Below are 12,677 nucleotides of genomic sequence, written 5' to 3'. Positions count from 1 at the left end.
ATGAACGCTGATCAGCCTATCGGCGCCGGGGTGTTCGACACGCCCGCCCGCCTGCAACAACGCACCCGCACCCGCTTCATGATCCTGGCGCTGATTTCTGGCGGCACCATGATCAACTACCTTGACCGCAGCGTGATGGGCATTGCTGCCCCGAGCATCAGCGCCGACCTGGGCCTGAACGCGGCGATGATGGGCCTGATTTTTTCGGCGTTTTCGTGGACGTATGCGGCTGCGCAAATTCCCGGCGGCATCCTGATCGACAGGCTCGGCACCAAACTGACCTACTGGCTGGCCCTGACCCTGTGGTCGCTGTTCACCGGCCTGCAGGGTTTGGCCCAGGGTTTTTTGTCCTTGCTGGGCATGCGTTTTCTGGTGGGTGTGACCGAAGCGCCGTGCTTCCCCACCAACAGCCGCGTGGTGGCGACCTGGTTCCCGCAAAGCGAGCGCGCCAGGGCGACCGGCATTTACACCTTTGCCGAGTACACGGGCCTGGCGTTCCTCACGCCGCTGCTGTTCTGGGTGCTGCACGCCTATGGCTGGCGTTTTCTGTTGATGGCGGTCGGCGTGATGGGTGTGCTGTACGGCCTGGTGTGGTGGCGCAAGTACCACGAGCCGCACCAGTCCAAGACAGCCAACCAGGCCGAACTGGACTATATCGCCGCCGGCGGTGGCGTGGTCGATGGCGGGCAGAAGGCCACGGTGTTCCGCTGGTCGCAGATCCCGGCGCTGCTCAAGCACCGCAACATGCTCGGCATTTGCCTGGGGCAGTTCGCCTGCAACTCGACCAACGTGTTTTTCCTCACCTGGTTCCCGACTTACCTGGTGACCGAGCGGCACATGCCATGGCTGAAGGTCGGTTGGGTTGCCGTACTGCCCTTTATTGCCGCCTCGCTGGGTACGCTGGTGGGCGGCTGGCTGTCCGATGCGCTGTTGCGCCGCGGCTACTCGCTGAACGTGGCGCGCAAGCTACCGGTGATTGCCGGCCTGCTGACCGCTTCGGTGATCGTCCTTGCCAACTATGTCGAGTCCGACGTGCTGGTGATCGCCATCCTCTGCGTGGCGTATTTCGCCCAGGGCATGTCGGCGCTGGCCTGGATGATCGTGTCCGACATCGCGCCCAAGGGCCTGCTGGGCTTGAGTGGCGGCTTGTTCAACCTGTTCGCCAACGCCGCTGGCATCGTCACCCCGCTGACCATCGGCCTGATCGTCAGCGCCACTGGCTCGTTTGTCTGGGCGCTGGTCTTCGTGTCTTCGATCACGGCGCTCGGTGCGCTGTGCTACCTGTTCATGGTGCGCGACCTGCGTCGCCTGCCGGATATTCCCTGTGTCGAAAAAGGAGCTGAACAATGAGCCAATCCCTGCAAGGGCAAACTGCAATCGTCACCGGCGGCATGCGCGGCATCGGCCTGGCCATCGCCCAACGCTTGCATGCCGCAGGCGCCCAGGTGGTGATCTGGGACCTTGCGGTCGACGGTTGGGACAGCGCAGGGAGTGGCTTCGAGCCGGTGCTGCGCCAGGCTGTGGATGTCGCCTCGCTGGCCTCGGTCGAGGCAGCGTTCGCTGACGTGCTGGAGCGTGTGGGGCCGGTTGAGATCCTGGTCAACAATGCCGGCATCAATGGCCCGGTAGTGCCGTCCTGGGAGTACCCGCCAGAAGCCTGGGACAAGGTCATGGCCATCGACCTGAATGGCGTCTTCTACTGCTGCCGCACCGCCATCCCGCACATGCGCGAGCGTGGCTATGGGCGTATCGTCAATATCGCTTCGATGGCAGGCAAGGACGGTGTGCAGTTCATCTCGGGGTACTCCGCTGCCAAGGCGGGTGTGATTGCCTTCACCAAGGCCGCAGCCAAAGAGCTGGCGCAGGATGGCGTGCTGCTCAACTGCATCGCGCCAGCCATGGTCGAAACACCACTGATGGCCGAAATGACCGCCGAGCACATTGCCGCGAGCAAGGCCAAGATCCCCATGGGGCGCTTCCTCAAGGCGCAAGAGATCGCCAACATGGTGGCCTGGATCGCCGGGCCGGAATGCAGCTTCACCACGGGCTTTGTGTTCGACCTCAGTGGCGGGAGGGCGACCTATTGAGGCCGCTGGGGGTTGCCCACCTGACAGCGCTGGACCTTGCCCCGCAGGCCCTGGTGCGTGAGGCCGGCCGCGCCGGCTTCAGCTCGGTGGGCCTGCGCCTGCACCCGGTGATGCCGGGGGCGCAGGCATACCCGCTGGCCGTGGGCAGCGAAGCGCTCCGTGAGCTGAAGGCGGTGATGGCGGGTGAGGGCGTCAGCGTTGCCGACATCGAGTTCGTCTCGCTGACGCCGCAGGTGCGCATTGCCGAATGCGAAGCGTTGCTGGCGGCCGGTGCCGAGCTGGGAGCGGTGAGCCTCACCGTTTCCGGCGATGACCACGACAACGTGCGGCTTGCGCACAACTTCGCGGCGCTGTGTGAACGGGCCAAGGTGCATGGCCTGCGCGTGGACCTCGAGTTCATGCGCTGGCGGCCGGTGGCGACGTTGCAGCAAGCGCTGGCCGTGTTGACGGCCGCCGGGCAGGGCAACAGCGCGGTGCTGGTGGATGCGCTGCACCTGTTCCGATCGGGTGGGGACGTGGCAGCGATTGCCCAGGTGGACCCGCATTACCTGCGGGCCGTTCAACTGTGCGATGCACCGCTGCAGGCACCGGTTGAAGCACTGATCATCCAGGAGGCCCGTGAAGGGCGGCTGTTGCCGGGGCAAGGGCAACTGCCGTTGCTGGCGTTGCTGGAGGCGTTGCCGGTGGATGTGGCGGTGAGTGTGGAGACGCCTTCGTCAGGGCTTCAACGTGAACACCGTCTTCAGCAGGCGTATGGCGCCACACGCAGTTGCCTGGAGGGTAGCCGCCTGCACTGACGTCTGCGGCAGATCAGATCACCCGAGCACGGTGCAACGCCTCCAATGCCTCGTTGCGCAACCGCGCCAGCCGATCATCGCGACGCTCGCGCGGATACCCCAGGCCAACCTGCAACTCCCGGCACACTGTGCCTGGGCGGTTGCTGATGACCAGCACCCGGTCGCTCAGGTACAGCGCCTCATCCACATCATGGGTCACCACCAGCAAGGCAATCCCGTGCCGTCGGGCTAGTTCCAGCAACAAGTCCTGAAGCTTGAAGCGGGTAAACGCATCTACCGCGCTGAACGGCTCATCCAGCAACAACAGCTGCGGCTGGCCATACAGGCCGCGCGCGATGGCAACGCGCTGGGCCATGCCGCCCGACAAGGCCTTGGGCAGCGCATCGGCAAAACCGGCAAGGCCCACTTCTTCGATCAGCGCGGCCACGCGGGTGCGGTCGTAGCCTTTGTCTTCGCTGAAGCCAATGTTGTCGGCCACATTCAGCCACGGCATCAGCCTGGGCTCCTGGAACACGAAACCGACTTGCTCAGGGCGCCGCTGCAAATGGCCGACGAAGCGCTGGTCCAGCTGCGCCACCAACCGCAACAGGGTGCTTTTGCCGCAGCCACTGGGGCCCAGCAGGCTGACGATTTCGCCCGGGTGCAGTTGCAGGTCGATCTTGCCGAGCACGGGCGTGTCGCCGAATGCTTTGTGTTCAACCTGCAGGTCGAGCAACGGCGCTTTGCCCGGAGCGGTTTGATGAATGCGCAAGGGTTGATTCATGGTTCAAGCCTTTGTGTCGGTGCCATCGAAAGTATCGCGCCAGGCCAGCCAGCGTTTCTCCAGCCCGGCCAGCAGCCCGTCGCTGAGCTTGCCAAGTAGCGCCAGGACAATGATCGCGGCCAGCACCAGATCGGGCCGAGAGGTTTCCCGTCCATCACTGAGCAGGTACCCCAGCCCGCGGGTGGCAGCGATCAGTTCAGCCGCTACCAGGAACATCCAGCTCAGGCTCAGCGCGCTGCGCAGCCCGGTGAATACCCCGGGGATGGCGGCTGGGAGCAGCACCCGCCGGGCCAGGCGCAGCGGGCTGAAGCCATACATGCGCGCCACCTCCACCAACTTGCGGTCAATGTTACGGATCGCCGCCACGCCATTGAGGTAGACCGGGAAGAACGCGCCGATGGCGATCAGGGTGATCTTGGAGGTTTCACCAATGCCCAGCCACAGTAGCAACAGCGGCACCCAAGCCAGGCTGGGGATAGCCCGCAGGCTGGCGAAGGTCGGCTCCAGCCACGCTTCGGCCTCGCGGCTCAGGCCCACCCAGGCGGCGAACAGCAAGCCGAGCAGGGCGCCGATGGCGAAACCTGCCAGTACCCGCGAGAGGCTGGCACCGATGTGTTTCCATAGCGCACCGTCGGCGAGCTGCAACAGGGTTTGCGCGACCTCGCTGGGCGCAGGCATCTGGTAGGCGGCGATCCAGCCCAGGCGCACCACGGCTTCCAGCAGCAGAATGATCGCCACCGGCAGCGCCAGGCCTTTGAGGCGGCGCGGCCATTGCCGTGGCTGAGCGGTGCCTGCGGCGAGCAGGTTGCTGTGGCTACTCATCACTCGATACTGGCTTTGCCGAAGGAAGGGTCGATCAGCTGATCGATGACGTCATTGACGTCCACGCCACGCTTGACCAGTTCTTCTGAAACCAGAATCGGCGCGGCAGCCTTGGACGCGGCGACATCCTGGGCGCTCAGTTGCGGGGTGGAAAGGTCGGTGCGCGACAGCTGCAGCTTGGCCACATCCAGCGGTAGCTTGGACTCTTCAGCCAGCAACTTGGCGAACTCGTCCGGATGCGCGACCGCCCAGTGGCGGGCTTGTTCGTACGCCTTTATCACTTTGGCTATGGTCTGTGGATGCTGTTTGGCAAACGTCTCGGTCACGCTGACCACGCCATAACTGTTGAAGTCCTTGTTGCGGTACAGCAGACGTGAACCGGCCTGCAGTTCGCTGGCAGCCATGTGCGGGTCGAGGCCGGCCCAGGCGTCGACGTCGCCTTTCTCCAGCGCGGTGCGGCCGTCCGGGTGCTGCAGGTGCAGCAATTCGACGTCGTCTTTTTTCAGGCCGGCTTTTTCCAGGGCGCGCAGGGTGAACAGGTACGGGTCGGTGCCTTTGGTGGCGGCGATCTTCTTGCCTTTGAGCTCTTCGATGCCTTGGAGGGGTGAGTCCTTGGCGACCACCAGGGCGGTCCATTCGGCGCGGCTGTAGACGTACACCGACTTGATCGGGCTGCCGTTGGCGCGGGCCAGCACGGCCGAGAGGCTCGCGGATGAGCCAAAGTCGGCGCCGCCGCTGTTGAGGTATTCCAGCGAGCGGTTGCTGCCCTGGCTGAACACCCAGCTGACCTTGGCTTCGGGCAGGGCTTTTTCCACCCAGCCGAAATGCTTCAGCACCAGGCTCACGGGGGAGTAATAGGCGTAGTCCAGGCGCACTTCCTTGGGCGCAGTTTCGGCGTAGGCGGCCGGGTTGCAGATGAGTGCTAGCAAGCCTGCGCTAGTCAACGTCTTGAGGCTGCGGGGGAGGGCGAGGGCCAGGTGGGTCAGGCGCATTGCAGGGTCCAGTCGAATGAAGGTGTGACCATTCGATTGCAGGGTGCATGCCATATGGCCATTGAGGCGCTCGCCAACCTGTATCAATGGTTTTGCCGGGCGGCCGCGGGCGCGGATTGAGCCGCGAACATGGGTGCAGGCAGTGCCTTAGGGCCCCATGGGTCCATGCCTGTAAAACGCTCACACAAGAGCGCAGGCGGCCGGCAGCCTGTGCGGTGCGGGGCATTCTGCTGATCTGCTGTTGCCTGGCAGACAGTGCCTGCCCTCAAGGCTCGGTCGACTGTTAACCTCAGGTAACTAATAAGGTGAATCCAACTGTATTACCGTACTGCAAAAAACCCCTTACCGTTAGCCCACGTGACAACCACACGTTACCTGGGCTAACGCGCGTCCTGCCTGCACGCAGCCGTTGGCCCAGCCGCCACATTCATCCGACCACAACAATAATTCGGAGACGGCAATGGCCAAGCGATTGATAGGCAAACTGTACGTACAAGTGCTGATAGGCGTGACGCTGGGCATCCTGGTCGGCGTGTTCTGGCCGCAGGTCGGTGCCGACATGAAACCGCTGGGTGATGCGTTCATCAAGCTGATCAAGATGGTCTTCGCGCCGATCATCTTCGCCACGGTGGTGTTGGGCATCGCCAAGATGGAGAACATGAAGGAACTCGGCCGCGTCGGTGTGCGGGCGTTGATCTACTTCGAAGTGCTGTCGACCTTCGCCCTGGTGCTGGGTCTGGTGGTGGTCAACCTGGTGCAGCCAGGGCAGGGCATGAACGTCGACCCTGCCACCCTCGACGCCCAGGCCATCTCCAGCTACACGGCCGCCGCAGCCAATGGTTCGGGCGGGTTCACCGATTTTCTTCTGCATGTGATCCCCGGCAGCGTGGTCGACGCGTTCGCCAAGAATGAAATCTTGCAGATCCTGCTGTTCTCGACCCTGCTGGGCATCGCGCTGGCCAACCTGGGCGAGCGCGGCAAGCCGGTGGTCGATGTGCTCGAGTCGTTTTCCCACGGCATGTTCTACATCGTCGGCCTGGTCATGCGCGTCGCGCCATTGGCGGCCTGTGGCGCCATGGCCTTCACCGTGGGCAAGTATGGCCTGGGGTCGATCGTGTCGCTGGGCAAGCTGATGGCGACCATGTACCTGACGTGCTTCCTGTTCGTGGTGATCATCCTGGGCACCATCGCGCGCCTGTCGGGCTTCAGCCTGTGGAAATTCCTCAAGTACCTGCGTGAAGAGCTGTTCACCGTGCTGGGCACCAGTTCGTCCGAGTCGGTGGTGCCACAGTTGATGAACAAGCTGGAGAAGGTGGGTGTATCCAAGCCCGTGGTGGGCCTGGTGATCCCGTCTGGCCTGACCTTCAACCCCGACGGCCAGTGCATCTACTACACCATGGCGGCCATTTTCATCGCCCAGGCTACCAACACGCCGCTGACCTTGATGGACCAACTGATCGTACTGGGCGTGCTGCTGCTCACCTCCAAGGGCTCGGCGGGCGTCACCGGCTCGGGGTTCATTACCTTGGCCGCCACCCTGGCGACCATGGACAACATTCCCGTGGCCGGCATGGTCCTGCTGCTGGGCGTCGACCGCTTCATGTCCGAAGCCCGCGCCATCACCAACACCATCGGTAACGCGGTCGGCACCATGGCCATCGCCAAGTGGGTCGGCGCCCTGGACAGCACCCGCATGGCGCAGGTGCTGGATGGCCAGGCCGAGCCGGAGGCCGACACAAGCACGTTGCCCACCCCCGTAGTACAGGCTGCGACGACCCCCACCCGCGCCTGAGCCCAACAACTGGAACGACCCGCCTTGCAATGCCCTGAGGAGATAACCCGTGGATAAAGAAACAGCCGTGTCATCGCTGACCGACGTGATGGCCAAGTTCACCGCCTACATCGGCAAGCGCCTGCCCAAGGACGTCAAGGAAAAGACCGCCAAGCTGCGCGCCGCCGAAACCAACCCGCTGGCCATCGCGGTGTACGACTCGATGGCCGACAACCAGGAATACGCAGACAAACTGGACCGTCCCAGTTGCCAGGACACCGGTGTGATCCAGTACTTCATCTCGGCCGGCGCGCGGTTCCCGTTGCTGGGCGAGCTTGAAGGCATTCTGGAAAACGCCACGCGCGAGGCGACCATCAAGGGCCCCCTGCGCCACAACGCGGTAGAGACCTTCATCGAGAAGAACACCGGTACCAACACCGGCTCGAAGATCCCGTGGCTGGACTGGGAAATCATCCCCGACGCCGACCATGCCATCGTCGACGTCTACATGGCCGGTGGCGGCTGCACCTTGCCAGGGTCGGCCAAGGTACTGATGCCGGGCCAGGGCTACGAAGGCGTGACCGAGTTCGTGTTCGACGTGATCACCTCGCGCGGCGTCAACGCCTGCCCGCCGCTGCTGGTCGGTGTCGGGGTGTCGACCTCGGTGGAAACCGCTGCACGCCTGTCCAAGCGGGCCATCCTGCGCCCGGTCGACTCCAGCCACCCCAACGAGAGCGCGGCGATGATGGAAAAGCTGCTGGAAGACGGCCTCAACGAAATCGGCATCGGCCCGCAGGGGCTGACCGGCAACAGCAGCGTCATGGGCGTGAACATCGAGTCCTCGGCGCGCCACCCTTCGACCATCGGCGTGGCTGTTTCCACCGGTTGCTGGGCGCACCGCCGCGGCAAGATCCGCATCAACGCCGACCTCTCCTATGACATCCTCTCGCACGAAGGTGTAGTCCTGTGAACCCGACCACTGTGAACAAAGGCGCTGTGAAAAAGATCCTCAGCACGCCGATCAAAGACGAAGACCTGGCCGACCTCAACGTTGGCGATGTGGTCTACCTGACCGGCCAGCTGGTCACCTGCCGCGACGTGGCCCATCGCCGCCTGATCGAGCTCAAGCGCGAGCTGCCGGTAGACCTGCGCGGCGGGGCGATCTTCCACGCCGGGCCGATCGTGCGCAAGAAGGACGATGGCAGCTTCGAGATGGTGTCCATCGGGCCGACCACCAGCATGCGCATGGAAAAGTTCGAGAAGCAGTTCATCGAAGAAACCGGCGTGAAACTGATCGTCGGCAAAGGCGGCATGGGCCCGGAAACCACCACCGGCTGCCTGGAGAACAAGGCCGTGCATGCGGTGTTCCCGGGCGGTTGTGCGGTGCTTGCGGCCACCCAGGTGGAGGAGATCGAACGGGCGGAATGGCAGGACCTGGGTATGCCGGAAACCTTGTGGGTCAACCGGGTGCGTGAGTTCGGGCCGTTGATCATCTCCATCGATACCAAGGGCAATAACCTGTTCGAGCAGAACAAGGCGCGCTTCAATGAACGCAAGGGGGCGGTGATCGAGAAGATCAACAGCCAGGTGCGGTTCATCAAGTGACTGTGGTGGCCCCATCGCCGGCTTGCCGGCGATGGGCCGTCAACGATGACCTCACCCCTGAGCCGTACGCAACGGCACCTCGCGCAGCAACCACGACAACCCGAACGCCACACAGGTCACCACCGCTGCCACCAGAAACACCCCATGCATGGCCCCGGAAAACGCCTGCAGGTACGCCTGCTGCAGGGGCGCCGCCAGGGCGTGCACCGCCGTTGGCGACAGGCTGGCGGCCCCACCGGCATTGGCGGCGAAGTCGCCGGGCAGCCCATCCAGCAAGGCACGCGAGAACAACGCGCCGAACACCGATACGCCAACCGAGCCGCCAATGGAGCGGAACAGCGTGGCGCCTGATGTCGCCACGCCCATGTGGCGCCGTTCGACGCTGTTTTGCACAGCCAGGATCAACACTTGCATCACCATGCCCAGCCCTGCGCCCAGTAAGCCCATGTACAGGTTCATCTGCCACATCGGCGTATCCAGCTCCAGCCGGCTCAACAGGCCGAGGGCGATCACCTGCAGCAGGGTGCCGACGATCGGGAAGAGGCGGTAGCGCCCCCAACGGCTGATCAGCCGCCCGGTAATGGCCGACACCACCAGCAAACCGCCCATCAGCGGCAGCATCTGCAGGCCGGCGCTGGTCGGTGAAGCCTCCTTGACTACCTGCATGTACAGCGGCAGGAAGGTCACCGAACCGAACAGCGACACGCCGACGATCAAGCCGATCAGCCCGGCGAGCACGAAGGTGCGGTGGCGGAACAGGTGCAGCGGCATGATCGGCTCGGCGGCCCGTCGCTGTTCGAAGACGAAGCCAACCAGGCCGATCACGGCGAACAACGCCAGGCACAGCACATCGAGCGAGGCCCATGGCAGCAGGCTGCCACCCACGCTGGTGATCAGCACCAGTGCGCCCAGCAGCACGGTCAGAAAGAACGCGCCGATGTAGTCGACCACGTGCTTGACCGGTGCGACATGCGGGCGGAACACACTGCCGATGACCACCACCGCCAGCAGCCCCAGCGGCAGGTTGATGAAGAAGATCCAGTGCCAGGACAGGTGCTCGACCAGAAAACCGCCAATCAGCGGCCCGACGACGGTCGCCAGGCCGAACACGCCGCCGAACAGGCCTTGGTAGCGCCCACGCTCGGCCGGTGGAATGACGTCGCCGATGGCGGCCATGGCGACCACCATCAGCCCGCCACCGCCCAGGCCTTGCAAGGCACGGAACAGGATCAACTGGCTCATGTTCTGCGCCAGCCCGCACAGTGCCGAGCCCAGCAGGAAGAGGGCGATTGCGATCTGCAACACCCGCTTGCGGCCATACAGGTCACCAAACTTGCCATACAGCGGCACCACCACGGTGGAGGCCAGCAAGTATGCCGTGACCACCCACGACAGCCAGCGTAGCCCACCGAGGTCACTGACGATGGTGGGCAGCGCCGTGGACACGATGGTCTGGTCAAGCGCGGCGAGGAACATCACCAGCATCAGCGCGCCGAGCAGCAAAGGGATGGAGGCCTGCACTTGCGGTTCGGCCAGTGCGGGGGCGTTGCCTGCGGTCGGTTGCATGGGGCCGCCTTGCACCTGAGGGTGCGCTTGAGGGTTGCGGTTAGCCACGGTCAGTGGCCTTTGCCTTGGGCATACAGGCGGCTGGTTTCCTGCAGGCCTGCCAGGGCGAAGCTGTACAAATGGGCAGCGACCTCGTCGGCGGGCATGCCAAGAATCTCGTGAAGCGCACCGGAGGCGCCGCGGGGGCCGATCAGCAGCATGGCCCAGGGTGCTGTGACGCACAGGATGCAGCGGGTAAGGGCTGGCTGCTCCGGGGCAATGCCGGTGATTTCGCTGAACAGCCCTTTGAGCAGTGCCAGCTTCATCGGTGCACCGGCCTGCAGATGGGCCTGGCCATGGGGGCTGGGGGCGAGGATCTCGGCAGCTAGCACGCGCAGGTGCCAGTTGTTGCGCCCTTGCGTGGCCTTGCGCACCACCAGCTCGACCAGGGCACGCAGCTTGTCGGTTGCCGGCTGCTCGGCGAGGGTAATGCGCTGCAGATCGGAAATATCCAGAAAGCGTCGCCGGGCTTCGTCCAGCACCGCCAGATACAGGCCGTTGCGGCTGCCGAAGTGGTAGTTGATCGAGGCCAGGTCGACCTCAGCCTTGGCCGCGACCGCCTTGTTGCTGGCTTCGGCATAACCCACGGCAGCAAACAGCTCGCCGGCGGCCTGAAGAATCCGGGTGCGGGTGGCTTCGCCATCCTTGCGGGGTTCGCGCGGGGTTGTCGCCATGGCTTCGATTCCTGGGGCTATCAATTACGCCAAGAGTGGTTCAGTTTTAAGTTAAATTCAATTTAAATTTAGTGTTTGTGACCCGAGGTGCACCGGTAATCGGCAGCGCACGCGCACAGGCAACCGGACAGCGCACACCGCTAGGGCGAGAGGCCCCACCTATGGTATACAGGCCTGATAACGACACCACTATCGCCTGGCACCCGGATGCGTTCAGGCATGGCTGGTAATTTCATGTAATTGCTCCATTTATTGAGAAACGGAGATTCGAAGATGACCGCCACCGACCGTCTGAGCCTGCTTCAGTATGAGCACCTGGGCCTGGACGATGTTGCCGCCGCTGAATTCAAGGTGGCACTGGGTGAACTGCGCAAGTTGGCGCTGGGTGACCGTTATGAGCACCATGCCGCGCTGCACCTGGGTGATATCGCTGAAGCCGAAAACCGTCAGCAACTGGATCAGACCAAGAACTGGGGCATCGGCTTCCTGCAGGGCCTGACCTGCGCCCATACCCTGTCGGAAGAGCAGGTCAAGGCACTGCGCGGTGTGTTCCAGGCAGCAGCCAAGCGTTCGCTGGCGCGTATGCCCGCGTGAACCGACCCGGTTGAAAGCCCTGGCGGCTGGCTGAATCTGGTCCAGACTGTGTAAGGCATGCGCCCAGCAGTACAGCAGGCGCCTACAGGATGTGGCAGCCTTTTGCGACCACGCCAGGCCGCCGAAGGCCGCATGCACCGAGGGTGGAGATGATCGAGTGCGGGTCTGGCCGGTCCTGGTTGCTTTCACTTTGCCTGCTTCTGCTGCCGCAGTTATCGGTGGCGGAGGCGGGTTGTCGGCAATTGACGGCGACCGGCAATCCGGAATATCCCCCCTACCTGTGGCGCGACCCGCACAACCCCCAGGTGCTGATCGGCGCCAATGCCGACTTGCTCAAGCACCTGGGTGAATCGCTGGGGCTCAAGGTAGACGTGCGTTATGGCGGGCCGTGGTCGCGCGCGCAGGAAGAAGTGCGCACCGGCCGCATCGACCTGTTGGCCGGCTACTTCCTGACCCAGGCGCGCCTGCAGGAGATGGACTTCATCAGCCCACCGTTTCTGCATACCCCAAGCGTTGTCTGGGTGCGTCAGGATGCAACTTTTGTCTATCGCGGCTGGGCGGACCTCAAGGGGCTGACGGGCGGCACCCTGGTCAGCAACAGCCACGGCCAGAAATTCGACGATTACGCCAACGCCAACCTCACGCTCGAAGCGGTGCCCAGCGCCAGGCAGGCGTTCGAGAAGCTGCTGCACAAGCGCAACGACTACGTGATCTACGAGCAGTACCCCGGTATGGCGCTGGCACGCACGCTAGGCATGGACAAGCAGTTGAAGGTGCTGGAGCCGCCGGTGTCCAGCGAAGGGTTGTACCTGGCGCTGTCCCATGACTCACCCTGCAACCAGCCCGCGCTGCGTGAACAGTTGGCGCAAAAAATGAAAGAAATCGCCTCCGGCCCGTTGCCCGGCCAGTTGCTGGAAAAAAACCTTGAGCGCTGGCAGCAGGAGCAGGCGGGCGTGCCGCACTGACG

13 protein-coding genes are annotated in these 12,677 nt (G+C 63.8%); 8 read left to right on the top strand and 5 right to left on the bottom strand.

The window, feature by feature from the left end; genetic code table 11:
• From ACNQPL_RS10250 to ACNQPL_RS10240, 3 genes are read left to right on the top strand one after another with little or no spacing between them, the layout of a single operon-like run.
• Complete coding sequence (locus ACNQPL_RS10250; protein ID WP_387533143.1) at positions 1-1,350, top strand: MFS transporter; 1,350 nt, start codon at positions 1-3, stop codon at positions 1,348-1,350.
• Complete coding sequence (locus tag ACNQPL_RS10245) at positions 1,347-2,087, top strand: SDR family NAD(P)-dependent oxidoreductase (protein WP_387533146.1); 741 nt, start codon at positions 1,347-1,349, stop codon at positions 2,085-2,087. Before ACNQPL_RS10250 ends, ACNQPL_RS10245 begins: the two co-directional genes overlap by 4 nt.
• Positions 2,084-2,884, top strand: coding sequence for a sugar phosphate isomerase/epimerase family protein (locus tag ACNQPL_RS10240; protein ID WP_346614357.1), 801 nt, complete (start codon positions 2,084-2,086; stop codon positions 2,882-2,884). Before ACNQPL_RS10245 ends, ACNQPL_RS10240 begins: the two co-directional genes overlap by 4 nt.
• Before the next feature lie 13 nt (positions 2,885-2,897).
• On the opposite strand, the gene ACNQPL_RS10235 is transcribed toward ACNQPL_RS10240, so the two are convergent.
• The 3 genes from ACNQPL_RS10235 to ACNQPL_RS10225 are packed head-to-tail and all read right to left on the bottom strand — an operon-like array spanning position 2,898 to position 5,461.
• Positions 2,898-3,647 carry an ABC transporter ATP-binding protein gene (locus ACNQPL_RS10235; protein WP_346614356.1) on the bottom strand — a complete coding sequence of 250 codons (750 nt, stop codon included), beginning with the start codon at positions 3,645-3,647 and terminating at the stop codon, positions 2,898-2,900.
• A 3-nt stretch (positions 3,648-3,650) separates the two neighbouring features.
• Positions 3,651-4,469 (bottom strand): ABC transporter permease, encoded by an 819-nt coding sequence (locus ACNQPL_RS10230; RefSeq protein WP_346614355.1) that lies wholly within the window; start codon positions 4,467-4,469, stop codon positions 3,651-3,653.
• Positions 4,469-5,461 carry an aliphatic sulfonate ABC transporter substrate-binding protein gene (locus ACNQPL_RS10225; protein ID WP_416466602.1) on the bottom strand — a complete coding sequence of 331 codons (993 nt, stop codon included), beginning with the start codon at positions 5,459-5,461 and terminating at the stop codon, positions 4,469-4,471. The genes ACNQPL_RS10230 and ACNQPL_RS10225 overlap by 1 nt, the downstream gene beginning before the upstream one ends.
• A 460-nt stretch (positions 5,462-5,921) precedes the next feature.
• Here ACNQPL_RS10225 and ACNQPL_RS10220 point away from each other — a divergent pair, with 460 nt between their 5' ends.
• Genes ACNQPL_RS10220 through ttdB form a run of 3 tightly spaced genes read left to right on the top strand, consistent with a single transcriptional unit; the run spans position 5,922 to position 8,837 of the window.
• Positions 5,922-7,253 carry a dicarboxylate/amino acid:cation symporter gene (locus tag ACNQPL_RS10220; RefSeq protein ID WP_416466600.1) on the top strand — a complete coding sequence of 444 codons (1,332 nt, stop codon included), beginning with the start codon at positions 5,922-5,924 and terminating at the stop codon, positions 7,251-7,253.
• A 49-nt stretch (positions 7,254-7,302) separates the two neighbouring features.
• Positions 7,303-8,202 (top strand): L(+)-tartrate dehydratase subunit alpha, encoded by a 900-nt coding sequence (gene ttdA, locus ACNQPL_RS10215; protein ID WP_346614352.1) that lies wholly within the window; start codon positions 7,303-7,305, stop codon positions 8,200-8,202.
• 26 nt (positions 8,203-8,228) lie between these two features.
• Positions 8,229-8,837: a L(+)-tartrate dehydratase subunit beta gene (ttdB, locus tag ACNQPL_RS10210; protein WP_346614413.1), complete on the top strand. Its 609-nt coding sequence runs from the start codon at positions 8,229-8,231 to the stop codon at positions 8,835-8,837.
• A 51-nt stretch (positions 8,838-8,888) separates the two neighbouring features.
• On the opposite strand, the gene ACNQPL_RS10205 is transcribed toward ttdB, so the two are convergent.
• Positions 8,889-10,403, bottom strand: a complete 1,515-nt coding sequence (locus ACNQPL_RS10205) for an MDR family MFS transporter (protein ID WP_416466599.1) — start codon at positions 10,401-10,403, stop codon at positions 8,889-8,891.
• Between the two features lie 50 nt (positions 10,404-10,453).
• A complete protein-coding gene (locus ACNQPL_RS10200) occupies positions 10,454-11,116 on the bottom strand; it encodes a TetR/AcrR family transcriptional regulator (protein ID WP_346614350.1) in 663 nt (220 codons plus the stop codon).
• A gap of 273 nt (positions 11,117-11,389) precedes the next feature.
• Here ACNQPL_RS10200 and ACNQPL_RS10195 point away from each other — a divergent pair, with 273 nt between their 5' ends.
• Entirely contained in the window at positions 11,390-11,710 is a 321-nt protein-coding gene (locus ACNQPL_RS10195) for a hypothetical protein (RefSeq protein ID WP_346614349.1), read from the top strand.
• A 149-nt stretch (positions 11,711-11,859) separates the two neighbouring features.
• Positions 11,860-12,675 (top strand): substrate-binding periplasmic protein, encoded by an 816-nt coding sequence (locus ACNQPL_RS10190; protein ID WP_416466598.1) that lies wholly within the window; start codon positions 11,860-11,862, stop codon positions 12,673-12,675.
• Positions 12,676-12,677: the final 2 nt, after the last annotated feature.

It is taken from the genome of Pseudomonas sp. LFS044 (assembly GCF_047978245.1).
Taxonomy (GTDB): domain Bacteria; phylum Pseudomonadota; class Gammaproteobacteria; order Pseudomonadales; family Pseudomonadaceae; genus Aquipseudomonas.
This window is presented reverse-complemented; position numbering and strand designations above follow the sequence as displayed.